This is a genomic window from Azospira sp. I09 (assembly GCF_009177135.1).
Taxonomy (GTDB): Bacteria; Pseudomonadota; Gammaproteobacteria; order Burkholderiales; family Rhodocyclaceae; genus Azospira; species Azospira oryzae.
In genome coordinates this window covers 3,751,949-3,770,003 of sequence record NZ_AP021844.1, presented here as the reverse complement: position 1 = coordinate 3,770,003, position 18,055 = coordinate 3,751,949, and the positions used below count along the sequence as shown (strand labels likewise).

Sequence of the window (18,055 nt, the reverse complement as noted above, 5' to 3'; positions counted from 1 at the left end):
CTTTCGCACATGAAGTATGCACTATCATCGGCGCAACTCTGTTTCACGGTCCTGTTCGGGATGGGAAGGGGTGGGTCCAGAGCGCTATGGCCGCCAAGCGTAACTTGTTCGCTCGCCGTCGAGTGACGTCGAGCGCAAAATGGGAGAAGGTTAAATGTGATTGCGTTTCAAACTGAAGCGCTTTGATCTCAGAGTTATAGGATCAAGCCGCACGGGCAATTAGTATCGGTTAGCTTAACGCATTACTGCGCTTCCACACCCGACCTATCAACGTGGTGGTCTTCCACGACCCTTTAGGGGGCTCGAAGCCCCGGGGAAGTCTAATCTTGAGGCGAGTTTCCCGCTTAGATGCTTTCAGCGGTTATCTCTTCCGTACTTAGCTACCCGGCGATGCGACTGGCGTCACAACCGGTACACCAGGGGTACGTCCACTCCGGTCCTCTCGTACTAGGAGCAGCCCCCCTCAAACTTCCAGCGCCCACGGCAGATAGGGACCAAACTGTCTCACGACGTTTTAAACCCAGCTCACGTACCTCTTTAAATGGCGAACAGCCATACCCTTGGGACCGGCTACAGCCCCAGGATGAGATGAGCCGACATCGAGGTGCCAAACACCGCCGTCGATATGAACTCTTGGGCGGTATCAGCCTGTTATCCCCAGAGTACCTTTTATCCGTTGAGCGATGGCCCTTCCATACAGAACCACCGGATCACTATGACCTGCTTTCGCACCTGCTCGACTTGTGGGTCTCGCAGTCAAGCACGCTTATGCCATTGCACTATTAGCACGATGTCCGACCGTACCTAGCGTACCTTCGTACTCCTCCGTTACCTTTTGGGAGGAGACCGCCCCAGTCAAACTGCCTACCATGCACGGTCCCAGACCTGGATTCACAGGCCATGGTTAGAACCTCAAACAAACCAGGGTGGTATTTCAAGGACGACTCCACCAGAACTAGCGTCCTGGTCTCACAGTCTCCCACCTATCCTACACAGATCGGTTCAAAGTCCAATGCAAAGCTACAGTAAAGGTTCATGGGGTCTTTCCGTCTAGCCGCGGGGAGATTGCATCTTCACAAACATTTCAATTTCGCTGAGTCTCAGGAGGAGACAGTGTGGCCATCGTTACGCCATTCGTGCAGGTCGGAACTTACCCGACAAGGAATTTCGCTACCTTAGGACCGTTATAGTTACGGCCGCCGTTTACCGGGGCTTCGATCAAGAGCTTGCACCCCATCACTTAACCTTCCGGCACCGGGCAGGCGTCACACCCTATACGTCCACTTTCGTGTTTGCAGAGTGCTGTGTTTTTATTAAACAGTCGCAGCCACCATTTCACTGCAACCCCATCGAGCTTCGAGAGCAAGTCTCTACACCCTACCGGGGCGCACCTTATCCCGAAGTTACGGTGCCAATTTGCCGAGTTCCTTCTCCTGAGTTCTCTCAAGCGCCTTAGAATTCTCATCCTGCCCACCTGTGTCGGTTTGCGGTACGGTCCCAATGTAACTGAAGCTTAGAGGCTTTTCTTGGAAGCTTGGTATCAATCACTTCGCGCTCAAAGAGCGCTCGTCGTCACGCCTCAGCTTAGCCCCCCGGATTTGCCTAAGGGGCACGCCTACACGCTTAAACCGGGACGTCCAACACCCGGCTGACCTAACCTTCTCCGTCCCCCCATCGCATTACATTGAGGTACAGGAATATTAACCTGTTTCCCATCGACTACGCTTTTCAGCCTCGCCTTAGGGGCCGACTCACCCTGCGCCGATGAACGTTGCGCAGGAAACCTTGGGCTTTCGGCGAGGGAGCTTTTCACTCCCTTTATCGCTACTCATGTCAGCATTCGCACTTCTGATACCTCCAGCATCCCTCACGAGACACCTTCAACGGCCTACAGAACGCTCTCCTACCATATCCAAAGGATATCCGCGATTTCGGTGCATAGTTTGAGCCCCGTTACATCTTCCGCGCAGGACGACTCGACCAGTGAGCTATTACGCTTTCTTTAAAGGATGGCTGCTTCTAAGCCAACCTCCTGGCTGTCTGAGCCTTCCCACCTCGTTTCCCACTTAACTATGTCTTTGGGACCTTAATCGGCGGTCTGGGTTGTTTCCCTCTTGACACCGGACGTTAGCACCCGATGTCTGTCTCCCAAGCTCGCACTCTACGGTATTCAGAGTTTGCTATGGCGAAGTAAGTCGCGATGACCCCTTCAACCATTACAGTGCTTTACCCCCGTAGGTGATACTTGAGGCACTACCTAAATAGTTTTCGGAGAGAACCAGCTATTTCCGGATTTGTTTAGCCTTTCACCCCTATCCACAGCTCATCCCCTAACTTTTCAACGTTAGTGGGTTCGGACCTCCAGTGCGTGTTACCGCACCTTCATCCTGGCCATGGATAGATCATCCGGTTTCGGGTCTACGCCATGCTACTTAACGCCCTTATCAGACTCGGTTTCCCTACGCCTTCCCTACTCGGTTAAGCTCGCAACATAACGTAAGTCGCTGACCCATTATACAAAAGGTACGCAGTCACCCCACGAAGGGGCTCCCACTGTTTGTATGCATGCGGTTTCAGGATCTATTTCACTCCCCTCCCGGGGTTCTTTTCGCCTTTCCCTCACGGTACTGGTTCACTATCGGTCGATTACGAGTATTTAGCCTTGGAGGATGGTCCCCCCATATTCAGACAGGGTTTCACGTGCCCCGCCCTACTTGTCGCAAACTTAGTACCACGATCCTGTTTTCGCGTACGGGGCTATCACCCACTACGGCGACACTTTCCAGAGTCTTCCGCTAACAGATTCGCTATCACTTGCAGGCTGTTCCCATTTCGCTCGCCACTACTTTGGGAATCTCGGTTGATTTCTTTTCCTCCGGCTACTTAGATGTTTCAGTTCACCGGGTTCGCCTCCACTGACCTATGTATTCAGTCAGGGATACTCCTTGCGGAGTGGGTTTCCCCATTCGGACATCTCTGGATCAAAGCTTCGTTGCCAGCTCCCCAGAGCTTTTCGCAGGCTTGCACGTCCTTCATCGCCTGTAATCGCCAAGGCATCCACCACATGCACTTAGTCGCTTGATCCTATAACTTTGAGGCCTCTTCCGAGGCAGTTATAAGCAACTCAGTTTGTGTTTGTATCGCGCTAGCTGTAACGCGATACGATGCAATCACAATGTATATCTGGCTTGGTTTCGGCTCCAGATATACAACCTTCTCCATTTTGTTAAAGAGCAAACAGCATTGACCAAGAGGTCAGACCTAAGCATCCGTGCTTACGTATGAGCTCTTGCAGACAACCGAAGGGGTTGGTGGAGGCAGACGGGATCGAACCGACGACATCCAGCTTGCAAAGCTGGCGCTCTCCCAACTGAGCTATGCCCCCGCCTGATGAAGCGTTGGTGGGTCAGGTAGGAATCGAACCTACGACCCCCGCCTTATCAAGACGGTGCTCTAACCGACTGAGCTACTGACCCAAACTTCTCTTACCGAAGGGTCAGTAGAGGACCCGGAGTCAGTACGCCTGCGCGCTACTCCTGCTCCTGGCCTTTCCCTCATGCTGTTACTTGAACAACCGATAGGTTGTAGATGCTTGGAGGATGCTTTTCTCTAGAAAGGAGGTGATCCAGCCGCACCTTCCGATACGGCTACCTTGTTACGACTTCACCCCAGTCATGAATCCTACCGTGGTAATCGCCCTCCTTACGGTTAGGCTAACTACTTCTGGTAGAACCCACTCCCATGGTGTGACGGGCGGTGTGTACAAGACCCGGGAACGTATTCACCGCGACATGCTGATCCGCGATTACTAGCGATTCCGACTTCACGCAGTCGAGTTGCAGACTGCGATCCGGACTACGATCGGCTTTCTGGGATTGGCTCCACCTCGCGGCTTGGCAACCCTCTGTACCGACCATTGTATGACGTGTGAAGCCCTACCCATAAGGGCCATGAGGACTTGACGTCATCCCCACCTTCCTCCGGTTTGTCACCGGCAGTCTCATTAAAGTGCCCAACTGAATGATGGCAATTAATGACAAGGGTTGCGCTCGTTGCGGGACTTAACCCAACATCTCACGACACGAGCTGACGACAGCCATGCAGCACCTGTGTCCAGGCTCCCTTTCGGGCACCAATCCATCTCTGGAAAGTTCCTGGCATGTCAAGGGTAGGTAAGGTTTTTCGCGTTGCATCGAATTAATCCACATCATCCACCGCTTGTGCGGGTCCCCGTCAATTCCTTTGAGTTTTAACCTTGCGGCCGTACTCCCCAGGCGGTCAACTTCACGCGTTAGCTGCGGTACTAAAAGGTTTAACCCTTCCAACACCTAGTTGACATCGTTTAGGGCGTGGACTACCAGGGTATCTAATCCTGTTTGCTCCCCACGCTTTCGTGCATGAGCGTCAGTACTAACCCAGGGGGCTGCCTTCGCCATCGGTATTCCTCCACATCTCTACGCATTTCACTGCTACACGTGGAATTCTACCCCCCTCTGCCGTACTCTAGCCTCGCAGTCACAAACGCAGTTCCCAGGTTGAGCCCGGGGATTTCACGTCTGTCTTACGAAACCGCCTGCGCACGCTTTACGCCCAGTAATTCCGATTAACGCTCGCACCCTACGTATTACCGCGGCTGCTGGCACGTAGTTAGCCGGTGCTTCTTATGCGGGTACCGTCATCAACAACGGATATTAGCCGTTGCCATTTCTTCCCCGCCGAAAGAGCTTTACAACCCGAAGGCCTTCTTCACTCACGCGGCATGGCTGGATCAGGGTTGCCCCCATTGTCCAAAATTCCCCACTGCTGCCTCCCGTAGGAGTCTGGGCCGTGTCTCAGTCCCAGTGTGGCAGATCATCCTCTCAGACCTGCTACGGATCGTCGCCTTGGTGAGCTTTTACCTCACCAACTAGCTAATCCGACATCGGCCGCTCCAAGAGCGCGAGGTCTTGCGATCCCCCGCTTTCCTGCTCACAGAATATGCGGTATTAGCGTAACTTTCGCTACGTTATCCCCCACTCCTGGGTACGTTCCGATGTATTACTCACCCGTTCGCCACTCGCCACCAGGAGCAAGCTCCCGTGCTGCCGTTCGACTTGCATGTGTAAGGCATGCCGCCAGCGTTCAATCTGAGCCAGGATCAAACTCTTCAGTTTAATCTCTGCTTAAAACTCGCTTGACGGATATATTCAAGTTTCCTTGACTACATCTTTGTGCAAGCGCTTGATTCATTTGTCCGACCTAAGCCGGAACACCCAACCAAGCACCTACACCTATCGGTTGTCCTATTTTTTAAAGAGCTTGCAAATCAAGATCTTATCTCAATCTGCCGCGTCGCCGTAGCAACGAAAGACGCGCATTCTACATACTTCTTTTACTGCTGCCAAGCACTATTTGCACTTGGCTGAAATTTTTTTAGCTTTTTGCTTAATTACGCATGCGGCTCACCCTTAGAGAAGCAAACACCCCAGCCACGAGGTAGCTGGGGTGTTGTAAGGGGAGCCTGGCGGTGACCTACTTTCGCACATGAAGTATGCACTATCATCGGCGCAACTCTGTTTCACGGTCCTGTTCGGGATGGGAAGGGGTGGGTCCAGAGCGCTATGGCCGCCAAGCGTAACTTGTTCGCTCGCCGTCGAGTGACGTCGAGCGCAAAATGGGAGAAGGTTAAATGTGATTGCGTTTCAAACTGAAGCGCTTTGATCTCAGAGTTATAGGATCAAGCCGCACGGGCAATTAGTATCGGTTAGCTTAACGCATTACTGCGCTTCCACACCCGACCTATCAACGTGGTGGTCTTCCACGACCCTTTAGGGGGCTCGAAGCCCCGGGGAAGTCTAATCTTGAGGCGAGTTTCCCGCTTAGATGCTTTCAGCGGTTATCTCTTCCGTACTTAGCTACCCGGCGATGCGACTGGCGTCACAACCGGTACACCAGGGGTACGTCCACTCCGGTCCTCTCGTACTAGGAGCAGCCCCCCTCAAACTTCCAGCGCCCACGGCAGATAGGGACCAAACTGTCTCACGACGTTTTAAACCCAGCTCACGTACCTCTTTAAATGGCGAACAGCCATACCCTTGGGACCGGCTACAGCCCCAGGATGAGATGAGCCGACATCGAGGTGCCAAACACCGCCGTCGATATGAACTCTTGGGCGGTATCAGCCTGTTATCCCCAGAGTACCTTTTATCCGTTGAGCGATGGCCCTTCCATACAGAACCACCGGATCACTATGACCTGCTTTCGCACCTGCTCGACTTGTGGGTCTCGCAGTCAAGCACGCTTATGCCATTGCACTATTAGCACGATGTCCGACCGTACCTAGCGTACCTTCGTACTCCTCCGTTACCTTTTGGGAGGAGACCGCCCCAGTCAAACTGCCTACCATGCACGGTCCCAGACCTGGATTCACAGGCCATGGTTAGAACCTCAAACAAACCAGGGTGGTATTTCAAGGACGACTCCACCAGAACTAGCGTCCTGGTCTCACAGTCTCCCACCTATCCTACACAGATCGGTTCAAAGTCCAATGCAAAGCTACAGTAAAGGTTCATGGGGTCTTTCCGTCTAGCCGCGGGGAGATTGCATCTTCACAAACATTTCAATTTCGCTGAGTCTCAGGAGGAGACAGTGTGGCCATCGTTACGCCATTCGTGCAGGTCGGAACTTACCCGACAAGGAATTTCGCTACCTTAGGACCGTTATAGTTACGGCCGCCGTTTACCGGGGCTTCGATCAAGAGCTTGCACCCCATCACTTAACCTTCCGGCACCGGGCAGGCGTCACACCCTATACGTCCACTTTCGTGTTTGCAGAGTGCTGTGTTTTTATTAAACAGTCGCAGCCACCATTTCACTGCAACCCCATCGAGCTTCGAGAGCAAGTCTCTACACCCTACCGGGGCGCACCTTATCCCGAAGTTACGGTGCCAATTTGCCGAGTTCCTTCTCCTGAGTTCTCTCAAGCGCCTTAGAATTCTCATCCTGCCCACCTGTGTCGGTTTGCGGTACGGTCCCAATGTAACTGAAGCTTAGAGGCTTTTCTTGGAAGCTTGGTATCAATCACTTCGCGCTCAAAGAGCGCTCGTCGTCACGCCTCAGCTTAGCCCCCCGGATTTGCCTAAGGGGCACGCCTACACGCTTAAACCGGGACGTCCAACACCCGGCTGACCTAACCTTCTCCGTCCCCCCATCGCATTACATTGAGGTACAGGAATATTAACCTGTTTCCCATCGACTACGCTTTTCAGCCTCGCCTTAGGGGCCGACTCACCCTGCGCCGATGAACGTTGCGCAGGAAACCTTGGGCTTTCGGCGAGGGAGCTTTTCACTCCCTTTATCGCTACTCATGTCAGCATTCGCACTTCTGATACCTCCAGCATCCCTCACGAGACACCTTCAACGGCCTACAGAACGCTCTCCTACCATATCCAAAGGATATCCGCGATTTCGGTGCATAGTTTGAGCCCCGTTACATCTTCCGCGCAGGACGACTCGACCAGTGAGCTATTACGCTTTCTTTAAAGGATGGCTGCTTCTAAGCCAACCTCCTGGCTGTCTGAGCCTTCCCACCTCGTTTCCCACTTAACTATGTCTTTGGGACCTTAATCGGCGGTCTGGGTTGTTTCCCTCTTGACACCGGACGTTAGCACCCGATGTCTGTCTCCCAAGCTCGCACTCTACGGTATTCAGAGTTTGCTATGGCGAAGTAAGTCGCGATGACCCCTTCAACCATTACAGTGCTTTACCCCCGTAGGTGATACTTGAGGCACTACCTAAATAGTTTTCGGAGAGAACCAGCTATTTCCGGATTTGTTTAGCCTTTCACCCCTATCCACAGCTCATCCCCTAACTTTTCAACGTTAGTGGGTTCGGACCTCCAGTGCGTGTTACCGCACCTTCATCCTGGCCATGGATAGATCATCCGGTTTCGGGTCTACGCCATGCTACTTAACGCCCTTATCAGACTCGGTTTCCCTACGCCTTCCCTACTCGGTTAAGCTCGCAACATAACGTAAGTCGCTGACCCATTATACAAAAGGTACGCAGTCACCCCACGAAGGGGCTCCCACTGTTTGTATGCATGCGGTTTCAGGATCTATTTCACTCCCCTCCCGGGGTTCTTTTCGCCTTTCCCTCACGGTACTGGTTCACTATCGGTCGATTACGAGTATTTAGCCTTGGAGGATGGTCCCCCCATATTCAGACAGGGTTTCACGTGCCCCGCCCTACTTGTCGCAAACTTAGTACCACGATCCTGTTTTCGCGTACGGGGCTATCACCCACTACGGCGACACTTTCCAGAGTCTTCCGCTAACAGATTCGCTATCACTTGCAGGCTGTTCCCATTTCGCTCGCCACTACTTTGGGAATCTCGGTTGATTTCTTTTCCTCCGGCTACTTAGATGTTTCAGTTCACCGGGTTCGCCTCCACTGACCTATGTATTCAGTCAGGGATACTCCTTGCGGAGTGGGTTTCCCCATTCGGACATCTCTGGATCAAAGCTTCGTTGCCAGCTCCCCAGAGCTTTTCGCAGGCTTGCACGTCCTTCATCGCCTGTAATCGCCAAGGCATCCACCACATGCACTTAGTCGCTTGATCCTATAACTTTGAGGCCTCTTCCGAGGCAGTTATAAGCAACTCAGTTTGTGTTTGTATCGCGCTAGCTGTAACGCGATACGATGCAATCACAATGTATATCTGGCTTGGTTTCGGCTCCAGATATACAACCTTCTCCATTTTGTTAAAGAGCAAACAGCATTGACCAAGAGGTCAGACCTAAGCATCCGTGCTTACGTATGAGCTCTTGCAGACAACCGAAGGGGTTGGTGGAGGCAGACGGGATCGAACCGACGACATCCAGCTTGCAAAGCTGGCGCTCTCCCAACTGAGCTATGCCCCCGCCTGATGAAGCGTTGGTGGGTCAGGTAGGAATCGAACCTACGACCCCCGCCTTATCAAGACGGTGCTCTAACCGACTGAGCTACTGACCCAAACTTCTCTTACCGAAGGGTCAGTAGAGGACCCGGAGTCAGTACGCCTGCGCGCTACTCCTGCTCCTGGCCTTTCCCTCATGCTGTTACTTGAACAACCGATAGGTTGTAGATGCTTGGAGGATGCTTTTCTCTAGAAAGGAGGTGATCCAGCCGCACCTTCCGATACGGCTACCTTGTTACGACTTCACCCCAGTCATGAATCCTACCGTGGTAATCGCCCTCCTTACGGTTAGGCTAACTACTTCTGGTAGAACCCACTCCCATGGTGTGACGGGCGGTGTGTACAAGACCCGGGAACGTATTCACCGCGACATGCTGATCCGCGATTACTAGCGATTCCGACTTCACGCAGTCGAGTTGCAGACTGCGATCCGGACTACGATCGGCTTTCTGGGATTGGCTCCACCTCGCGGCTTGGCAACCCTCTGTACCGACCATTGTATGACGTGTGAAGCCCTACCCATAAGGGCCATGAGGACTTGACGTCATCCCCACCTTCCTCCGGTTTGTCACCGGCAGTCTCATTAAAGTGCCCAACTGAATGATGGCAATTAATGACAAGGGTTGCGCTCGTTGCGGGACTTAACCCAACATCTCACGACACGAGCTGACGACAGCCATGCAGCACCTGTGTCCAGGCTCCCTTTCGGGCACCAATCCATCTCTGGAAAGTTCCTGGCATGTCAAGGGTAGGTAAGGTTTTTCGCGTTGCATCGAATTAATCCACATCATCCACCGCTTGTGCGGGTCCCCGTCAATTCCTTTGAGTTTTAACCTTGCGGCCGTACTCCCCAGGCGGTCAACTTCACGCGTTAGCTGCGGTACTAAAAGGTTTAACCCTTCCAACACCTAGTTGACATCGTTTAGGGCGTGGACTACCAGGGTATCTAATCCTGTTTGCTCCCCACGCTTTCGTGCATGAGCGTCAGTACTAACCCAGGGGGCTGCCTTCGCCATCGGTATTCCTCCACATCTCTACGCATTTCACTGCTACACGTGGAATTCTACCCCCCTCTGCCGTACTCTAGCCTCGCAGTCACAAACGCAGTTCCCAGGTTGAGCCCGGGGATTTCACGTCTGTCTTACGAAACCGCCTGCGCACGCTTTACGCCCAGTAATTCCGATTAACGCTCGCACCCTACGTATTACCGCGGCTGCTGGCACGTAGTTAGCCGGTGCTTCTTATGCGGGTACCGTCATCAACAACGGATATTAGCCGTTGCCATTTCTTCCCCGCCGAAAGAGCTTTACAACCCGAAGGCCTTCTTCACTCACGCGGCATGGCTGGATCAGGGTTGCCCCCATTGTCCAAAATTCCCCACTGCTGCCTCCCGTAGGAGTCTGGGCCGTGTCTCAGTCCCAGTGTGGCAGATCATCCTCTCAGACCTGCTACGGATCGTCGCCTTGGTGAGCTTTTACCTCACCAACTAGCTAATCCGACATCGGCCGCTCCAAGAGCGCGAGGTCTTGCGATCCCCCGCTTTCCTGCTCACAGAATATGCGGTATTAGCGTAACTTTCGCTACGTTATCCCCCACTCCTGGGTACGTTCCGATGTATTACTCACCCGTTCGCCACTCGCCACCAGGAGCAAGCTCCCGTGCTGCCGTTCGACTTGCATGTGTAAGGCATGCCGCCAGCGTTCAATCTGAGCCAGGATCAAACTCTTCAGTTTAATCTCTGCTTAAAACTCGCTTGACGGATATATTCAAGTTTCCTTGACTACATCTTTGTGCAAGCGCTTGATTCATTTGTCCGACCTAAGCCGGAACACCCAACCAAGCACCTACACCTATCGGTTGTCCTATTTTTTAAAGAGCTGGTTGCGGGGGCAGGATTTGAACCTACGACCTTCGGGTTATGAGCCCGACGAGCTGCCAGACTGCTCCACCCCGCGTCCGTCAGAGAAGCGAGATATTATCACTTTCTCTACACCTCGTCAACCCCTGCCGGTTTGTTTCTTGCTTTGCTTTCGCTTGGCTGCACCGGCTGGTGCGTTGAGGGAGGCGAACTATAGCCTAGTCGGAGAGCCACTGCAAGAGGGAATCCCACTGTTCGTGATCTCGCTTGAACTTAGCGCGGGGAGGGTCAAAGACGGAAAGCCCTGCGGCAGCTACGTTTACGTAGTTCTGGGTGTTGCGCAGATAACTAACAATGGGAATATCGAAATGACGCAAAAACTCCTCCAGCATCGCCGCAGCACGGGTTCGGGGATCCACCCGCATGGCAACAATGCCCAGCATCTGCCGCCGACCGCGGGTTTCCTGGCGCAATGAATTGAGGAAATCCTCCGTTGCCGCCATATCAAATATGGAAGGCACCACCGGAACGATAACCTTATCGACACGACGCAGGTAGTCGGAAAGCTTATAGCCCTGCAGGCCGGCCGGGGCGTCCAGCACCACCTGATCCACATCCTGGGGCGGATTGAACATCACCTGATTACCCGCGAAGTATCCGGTCACCGGTGCCATCTCCGGATCGCGGAAGGCCATCCAGCGCAGGGAGGATTGCTGGCGATCCAAATCACACAAGGTGACCTTGTTGCCCTGGTTGGCGAAATAGCCGGCCAGATTTGTCGCCAAGGTTGTCTTGCCACACCCCCCCTTCGGATTGGCCACCAGAATTGCTTGCATACCCACCCCTTTCTCACTCGATAAAAGCCGTACTGACATTTGGGCCACGACGGTCTCGGATGATTATATGCGAAGGTACTGACAGCGGCGGCTCCCCGATTGGGCGCACACGGATGTAATATGGCGACCGGGTTTGCTACTTAAGTCATATATGGAAAAGCCAAAAACCAAGGACCGCCAGGGAATTCAATCCATCGAAGTGGGGGGCAAGTTATTGCAGGCGCTGGCAGCCAATGGCCGCGCCATGATGCTGCGGGACCTGGCCAAGGCTGCCGGCATGCCCGCCGCCAAGGCCCACCGCTACCTGGTCAGCCTCATTCGCATGGGCCTGGTCGAGCAGGACCAGACCAGCGGCCGCTATGACCTGGGCAGTTTCTCCCTGGAACTGGGCTTGGCCGCCATGGGCCGGCTGGATCCGGTTCGCCTCGCCACCCCGATATTGGAGGACCTCTGCGAGCGCCTGGGTGAAACCGTTGCCCTGGCCGTATGGGGGAATCATGGTGCCACGGTGGTCCGCCTGCTGGAGGCCGGCGGACCGATCACCGTTGCGTTGCGCGCCGGCACCGTCCTGCCGCTGGCCAGTTCGGCCACGGGTCGAGCGTTTGCCGCCTTTTTCCGCTCCCCCTACCTGCGCCAGCTGCTGGAAGTCGAAATCAAGGCGAACGCGGAAGCGAACGGCACCACCCTGGCGGCTGCGCGCCGGGATATGGACGGCCTGCTGTCGGAAATCCGCAACCAGGGCATTGCCCGGGCCAGCGGCAGCTACTCTCCGGGTATCAACGGTTTCAGTGCGCCGGTATTCAACCAGACGGGCACCATGGTGGCGGCAATCACTTCCCTGGGGCCGATCGGCAACTTTGCCAGCGACTGGGACAGCAACATTGCCGCCGCCATCCGGCAAGCCGCCCAGGATTTATCGCACCGGCTGGGTTATCACGAACCGGGCCCGGCCTGAGCAGGCAAACAGGGAAAAGAGAGAGGGATGGTGCGGGTACCAAGACAAAACAACAATACGTAATGCGTTGTTTAAAAACATTTAAAACAGTTAATGAAAGTCACTGGTACCCCCAAACATACCCCCAACCGACTGCAGCTCTAGGATTGAGCAACGGCTCACATCCGTTGCACTTACAGCCCTCTCCATACTGGCTGGATCGCCGAACGACTAGGCTTATCGAGGTTTACACCATCGAGCGCGTGCGTCCTCGGGATGAAGGCTAATTGCCTCCGCATCTAGAGATCGGCCCGTACACGATCTACTAGACGTGGCTGCAATTGAGGATGACTGGCGGAACGACAGCATGGCCGGATGGTCGCGTCCGCGAGTATTGCATCACTGAATGCGAAATAAACGAAGAGCGCGCCTTTCACCTTAACCTCACAGCAGCATCCGGAAATGCCGCTTGTCCGCATCAGAAGACTTGAGCAGGCGATATTCCATCCCGCTGGCTACAGCAATCTGCTGGGCAAACTCCTTCTTGGCCTGCACTACGGCATCTTCGATCTGGTTGTCAGCCTTTACCTCGACAATGACGTACTTCAAGCTGCCATCCGGTTCTTCGCGTTGGAAGATAAAGTCCGGGTAGTAGCTGCGCACCGTGCGCGAGTCTGGGTCGATGTACTGGATGAAAAAATCGGACTGGCCGTGGGTGAGCATTCCAGTGAAGTAGATTTTCTTCACCCGTTGCTCGCGAAGCAGATCCCAGAAAAGCCAGTTCTCTGAGCCAGAATCGAAACAGTAGGTATCGAGGTGAAAGCTCTTTGCGCGCTCCTCATCCTTGATCTGCGCGTCGTTCATACGGACGATCTTGTCCTTTGCGGCCGATACTTCGTAGTAGCCGTTCGAAGGAATTTTGATCAAATCGACTTCGTGCTCTTCGGTTTTCTGAGACTCATCGAGGTCGTAGAGTTGCCTGAACAGGCGCGGAATAATCTCATCGTAAAGCAGTTCGTTGAACTCGTTGGTGATAGCAACCAGTTCGTTGGTGCCTTCCTTTGTTGAGTCGAGCAAATCCTCGATCTCAAGCGGACTCCTATTGAGGTATCGGGACACCTCAGCGACCAGCGACAGCCGCGAGAAGACACGTTTCTCCCGCCTTGAGGTCAGATCGAAGGTGCGGCTACCGGAGGCGCGTGCTGCATCTGCAGCCGTCAGACCATCCTGCTGCGTTTCGATCAAACGGTACTTCTCAACGAGGCTGTTCCAATATTCTTTATCGTTTCGGTCGAGACCAAGCCTCTGACCAGGAACGACCGCCTTTTCTCGCATCTGATACTGCTTTCGAACGCGAACCAGCTTTATCTTAACGGGAGGCTCGACCACGCGAATTTGTACTGTTTCCTTGTCCTTGGCTGTTTTTTGCAACTCATCAGCACTGATGCGGAAGTTTTGTTGAAGCTCGTCATTGAGCGTGTTCAGGTTGTCGTCCGAGAGGAATACATGACCGGTATGCTGTGCCTAGCCAATGGCGCGTAGGCAGCGCATCGTTGCCTGGAGCACGAACACCTTGGACTTCGGTTCGCGGAATAGGCCAACACCGAACAACGAGCGACAGTTCCAGCCTTCTCGTCCCTTGTTGACCAAGAGAATGAACTGCTTTTCAGAACCTTCTGTATCTAGCCGGTTGAACTCTCGGATGTCGTCGTTGGTGGTGAGCTTATCGTCACCCACGTTGACCAAGATACGGGAGGTTGGAATGCCGTGCTTGAGCAGAGCACGCTCAACGGCTGGTTTCAGTTCCTCGGTCAGTTCGTCGATGGTGGCGGCAAAGAACGCCAATTTCGGAGAAAGCCCTTCGGGTCGCAACCCGTCGGTCTCCTTCAGAAAACTCTCGATGGCGATGTCGACGAATTCGTCGGTGCGCGTATTGGAGTAGCCATGCAGCGTCACTTTTTTTAGGAAAGCCTTGTCGATTGCCTCTTTCAAGCCATAGGCGTAAACAACCTCAGGCAACACTTCACGACCCACATACGGCGTGCCTGTGTAGTTGTAGCAAGCCACTACGCGGGTGCCTGCAGCGTTCAAGCTGGCCGCCAGGACATCAATGGTCGTCCGCAAGCTAGTGTCGGTTTCCTTGGCGCCTACACCCATGTCCTTGGCTAGAGTCTTGCCGAAAGCATGGTGAGCCTCGTCCACATAGATGCCCAACTGCTCCAAGCGGCGCAGCTTCTCAAAGCGCTGGTTGGTCGTCAGCTCGCCCTCTTCTTCGGGTTGATCGAAGTTGTAGAGGTCAGCCGCATCTGCATAAACGCCGCTGGCAGCGACGGTTTCCCCGGTCGCGCCGAACAGTTTATCGACGGAAGTTTTCTCCTTGTGCTGGCGCTTGAGAATGATCTTCTGCGTGTTCGAGACAATAATGTTGAAGCGCGAGCGGTCCAGGGTATCCAGCGATGTACCAGCCTCTTCGAGGTAATGGAAGCGCAAATGAGCAGTCAGGAAATTGACGTACTCTGGTGGCACAACGCGGGTCAAGTCAAAGGACTCGATTTCCTTGAGGGACTGCAGCACGGTCTTGTCCGGCGCAAACACTAATGCGTTATGGCAGTAGCGCGCATCCTTCTCAAATTTGTTGCCCAGCAGGAATTCATAGAAGATACAGGTAGCCATCAGGATGGTTTTACCGGTACCCATCGTCAGCGCAAAGATGTAGTTTGGGTAGGCACGCGAGTTTTTCCGCATTGCCGCGAACACAGCCTTGTACTGATCCTGCGTGATCTTGTCGAACAAGCCGATCTGAGCGGTATTTCCCGAAACCACACCACCTTCAGCCCGATCTGCAAAACGGCCTTGTTTTTCGAACCAGTGCTGAAAGATCTCCTCAACCTTGGCGTTGCCAAGGAACTCCTTGAGAAAAACGTAGGTTTCCAGTGCCTCGAACTGAGGTTGGCGTAAGAAGGCTTTCGGGTTCTTTTCCGGGTTGTTGAAGTCGAGGAACTTGCGCGTCAGCTCTTTGTAGTGGGAGCGGATCGTGCCTCGGTTGCCCTGATAGAACTGCCAAAGAAACTGGAAGAAGGCAAAGTCGAGCGACGCGCTCACCGCCTTGGGTGAACGCTTAGTCGCCATTGCTTACGCTTCCTTCCCACGACTCCGAGAGCAGGTCGGTTATTTTCACGCGGATGGTGCCGGCATCACCTGGAACCTTGTATGCACCTTTGACCATGTCATTCTTGCCAGGGATATCCACCACCGCCGGTTGCAGCGACGTCCCCCCGGAATTGAGTAGCAGCTGATTTTAGAGTCCAATCCCACCTGATAGGAGATTGGACATGAAGAAGCGATTTACCGAAGAACAGATCATTGGTTTTTTGAAGGAAGGCGAAGCCGGGCTGCCGGTAGCGGAACTCTGCCGTCGGCACGGTTTCTCGGAAGCCAGTTACTACCTGTGGCGGAACAAGTTTGGCGGGATGAGTGTGTCGGATGCCAAACGGCTGAGGGAGCTGGAGGCCGAGAACAGCCGGCTGAAGAAGCTCCTGGCTGAGTCGATGCTTGAGAACGATATCACGAAGGAAGCCCTCAGAAAAAAGTGGTGAGCGCACCGTCACGACGTGATCTGGTGCGCCACATGACCACTGAAGGCATGAGCGAACGCAAGGCACTGCGCATCATTGGCATGAGCGCCAGCGCCTATCGCTACCAACCCACCCCGGACAAAAACGAAGCATTGAAGGCGCAGATCATCGCGCTGGCACAACGGCACAGGCGTTATGGAGCGGGCATGATCTATCTGAAGCTGAGACAGGCCGGCATGGCCGTCAATCACAAGCGTGTTGAGCGGTTGTACGCAGAAGCAGGTCTGCAAGTGAAGACGCGCAAGCGGAAGAAAGTCCCGGTAGCGGACAGGCAACCCTTGCTTCGCCCACTACAGCCCGACCAAGTCTGGTCAATGGACTTCGTGTTTGATCGGACAGGTGACGGGCGCTGCATCAAGAGTTTGACCATTGTGGATGATGCGACTCACGAAGCCATTGCCATCGTTCCAGAGCGAGCCATCAGCGGGATAGTGCTGACTCGTATCCTGGATCGTTTGGCGTTCACACGTGGCTTGCCGCAGGCAATCCGCACGGACAACAGCAAGGAGTTCTGCGGCCGTGCGATGCTGGACTGGGCGCATGCGCGAGGTGTCAGGCTGTATCTGATCGAACCCGGCAAGCCGAATCAGAACGCCTACATCGAGTCATTCAATGGCCGATTTCGGGATGAATGCCTGAATGAGCACTGGTTCACCAGTCTGCAGCAGGCCAAGGTGCTGATCGAGGCCTGGCGCAGGGAGTACAACGAGGAGCGACCGAAGAAATCCCTGGGCGGTTTGACGCCTGCCGCCTACGCCAAAACACTTGCATTGAAATCCGTTACAGTAACCCCGGACTCTAATTCAACCCGCTACTGATGATGGGGGGACGTCGCCCCGAGTAGGACGAAATCCAAAAACAGGGGAAAAAGTTGCAGTTCCAGCCAAGTATGTGCCTCACTTCAAGGCAGGTAAGGAAATGCGAGAACAAGTTGAAACATCGGTAGTACCTGCACTTGTAGAAGTGTAGAAGTGATTAACAGGTAGGTTAACAGGTACTGTCAAAAAATCAGCAGGACACGAAAAGGGGTAGAGGAACTTCTGCTAGCAAGGTTCGGCTGACGCCACCAAGCACCGCTTCGCTGATCTGGGAACGGCTGTAGGCCCCAAAAACGATGAGGTCGGAGTCCAACACAACTGCGTTGGCAACAATCACTTCTGCGATAGATTTTCCTTGAGAGAAGGTACGTCGCAACTTCACCTCTACACCGTGGTGGGCCAGATAGGTAGCCATGTCGGCACCGGGGTACTTGCCGTGCATTTCGGCGTTATGTTCTGGATCGACGATTAGCAAATCTACTGTATCCGCGGAGAGGAGTAGTGGAAAGGCGTCAGCGACAGCGCGGCGGGCCTGGCGGCTGGCATTCCAAGCTACGGTAATCTTCCGTCCAATCGGACGGTCACCCCAGGATTGAGGGACGATGACCAGAGGAATTCCGGTCCGCTGAAGCGCTTTGATGTACGACCAGCCGAAGGGAGCTCCTGGCGTTTCCGAAGCGCCGACAACTACAAGGTCACTGTACAACGAGTTAAGATCAACCTTGCCGTCGTCAAAATACGGGATAGTTCGGAACTCGCTACTGATACCATGGCGGCTAGCTGTACTGGTCAATTTCTCAGCCCTACGACGCAGGTGTTCCTCTGTAGATACTTTGAGCTTGTGGATGACGTCAGCAATACCCTTTCCTCGAGCAAATCCATCTTCGAGAGTAGCTTCACCCTTGTCCGTTGTGGTGATTCCGATAAGCTTGGCTTTCTGTTTGCTTGCCAGGCGAGCCGCTGTTTCTAGAGTAGTAAGCCCATGGGGGCTGTCATCGAAAAGAACTGCAATATCCTGGATCATGTGCGACATATATTCC

Annotated in this window: 5 protein-coding genes, 5 tRNA genes, 6 rRNA genes and 2 pseudogenes; 3 read left to right on the top strand and 15 right to left on the bottom strand. The window is 54.0% G+C overall.

Going from position 1 to position 18,055, the window contains the following annotated elements; translation table 11 throughout:
• The 12 genes from rrf (AZSP09_RS17670) to AZSP09_RS17615 all read right to left on the bottom strand — a co-directional run bounded on the left by rrf (AZSP09_RS17670) (window position 1) and on the right by AZSP09_RS17615 (window position 11,628).
• Window positions 1-98: ribosomal RNA gene (gene rrf / locus AZSP09_RS17670) — 5S ribosomal RNA — on the bottom strand.
• Window positions 99-198: 100 nt separating this feature from the next.
• A 23S ribosomal RNA gene (locus AZSP09_RS17665) occupies window positions 199-3,084 on the bottom strand.
• Between the two features lie 225 nt (window positions 3,085-3,309).
• Window positions 3,310-3,385, bottom strand: a tRNA-Ala gene (locus tag AZSP09_RS17660).
• A 14-nt stretch (window positions 3,386-3,399) separates the two neighbouring features.
• Window positions 3,400-3,476, bottom strand: a tRNA-Ile gene (locus AZSP09_RS17655).
• Between the two features lie 137 nt (window positions 3,477-3,613).
• Window positions 3,614-5,153, bottom strand: a 16S ribosomal RNA gene (locus AZSP09_RS17650).
• Window positions 5,154-5,498: 345 nt separating this feature from the next.
• Window positions 5,499-5,612, bottom strand: a 5S ribosomal RNA gene (gene rrf, locus AZSP09_RS17645).
• Between the two features lie 100 nt (window positions 5,613-5,712).
• Window positions 5,713-8,598: ribosomal RNA gene (locus AZSP09_RS17640) — 23S ribosomal RNA — on the bottom strand.
• 225 nt (window positions 8,599-8,823) lie between these two features.
• Window positions 8,824-8,899: transfer RNA gene (locus AZSP09_RS17635), tRNA-Ala, on the bottom strand.
• Window positions 8,900-8,913: 14 nt separating this feature from the next.
• Window positions 8,914-8,990: transfer RNA gene (locus tag AZSP09_RS17630), tRNA-Ile, on the bottom strand.
• Between the two features lie 137 nt (window positions 8,991-9,127).
• A 16S ribosomal RNA gene (locus tag AZSP09_RS17625) occupies window positions 9,128-10,667 on the bottom strand.
• The 16S, 23S and 5S rRNA genes sit together here with 5 tRNA genes alongside, the layout of an rRNA operon.
• 145 nt (window positions 10,668-10,812) lie before the next feature.
• A tRNA-Met gene (locus AZSP09_RS17620) sits at window positions 10,813-10,889 on the bottom strand.
• Window positions 10,890-11,010: 121 nt separating this feature from the next.
• A complete protein-coding gene (locus AZSP09_RS17615; protein WP_152090796.1) occupies window positions 11,011-11,628 on the bottom strand; it encodes a ParA family protein in 618 nt (205 codons plus the stop codon).
• Between the two features lie 151 nt (window positions 11,629-11,779).
• On the opposite strand from AZSP09_RS17615, the gene AZSP09_RS17610 reads away from it, so the two are divergent.
• A complete protein-coding gene (locus AZSP09_RS17610; protein WP_152090795.1) occupies window positions 11,780-12,583 on the top strand; it encodes an IclR family transcriptional regulator in 804 nt (267 codons plus the stop codon).
• Between the two features lie 423 nt (window positions 12,584-13,006).
• Here the strand turns inward: AZSP09_RS17610 and AZSP09_RS20175 are convergent, their stop codons facing one another.
• Together AZSP09_RS20175 and AZSP09_RS20170 are read right to left on the bottom strand one after the other, a co-directional pair.
• The gene (locus AZSP09_RS20175; protein ID WP_197739030.1) at window positions 13,007-13,993 is read right to left on the bottom strand and encodes a TnsA endonuclease N-terminal domain-containing protein; all 987 of its coding nucleotides are present in this window, start codon (window positions 13,991-13,993) and stop codon (window positions 13,007-13,009) included.
• Window positions 13,994-14,086: 93 nt separating this feature from the next.
• Window positions 14,087-15,691 (bottom strand): DEAD/DEAH box helicase family protein, encoded by a 1,605-nt coding sequence (locus AZSP09_RS20170; RefSeq protein WP_197739029.1) that lies wholly within the window; start codon window positions 15,689-15,691, stop codon window positions 14,087-14,089.
• 203 nt (window positions 15,692-15,894) lie between these two features.
• Here AZSP09_RS20170 and AZSP09_RS17600 point away from each other — a divergent pair.
• Together AZSP09_RS17600 and AZSP09_RS17595 are read left to right on the top strand one after the other, a co-directional pair.
• Window positions 15,895-16,999, top strand: a pseudogene (locus tag AZSP09_RS17600) (IS3 family transposase).
• A gap of 32 nt (window positions 17,000-17,031) precedes the next feature.
• Window positions 17,032-17,166: pseudogene (locus AZSP09_RS17595) on the top strand (HU family DNA-binding protein); the annotation flags it as partial.
• A gap of 39 nt (window positions 17,167-17,205) precedes the next feature.
• Here the strand turns inward: AZSP09_RS17595 and AZSP09_RS17590 are convergent.
• Window positions 17,206-18,048 carry a universal stress protein gene (locus AZSP09_RS17590; RefSeq protein WP_152090793.1) on the bottom strand — a complete coding sequence of 281 codons (843 nt, stop codon included), beginning with the start codon at window positions 18,046-18,048 and terminating at the stop codon, window positions 17,206-17,208.
• Window positions 18,049-18,055: the final 7 nt, after the last annotated feature.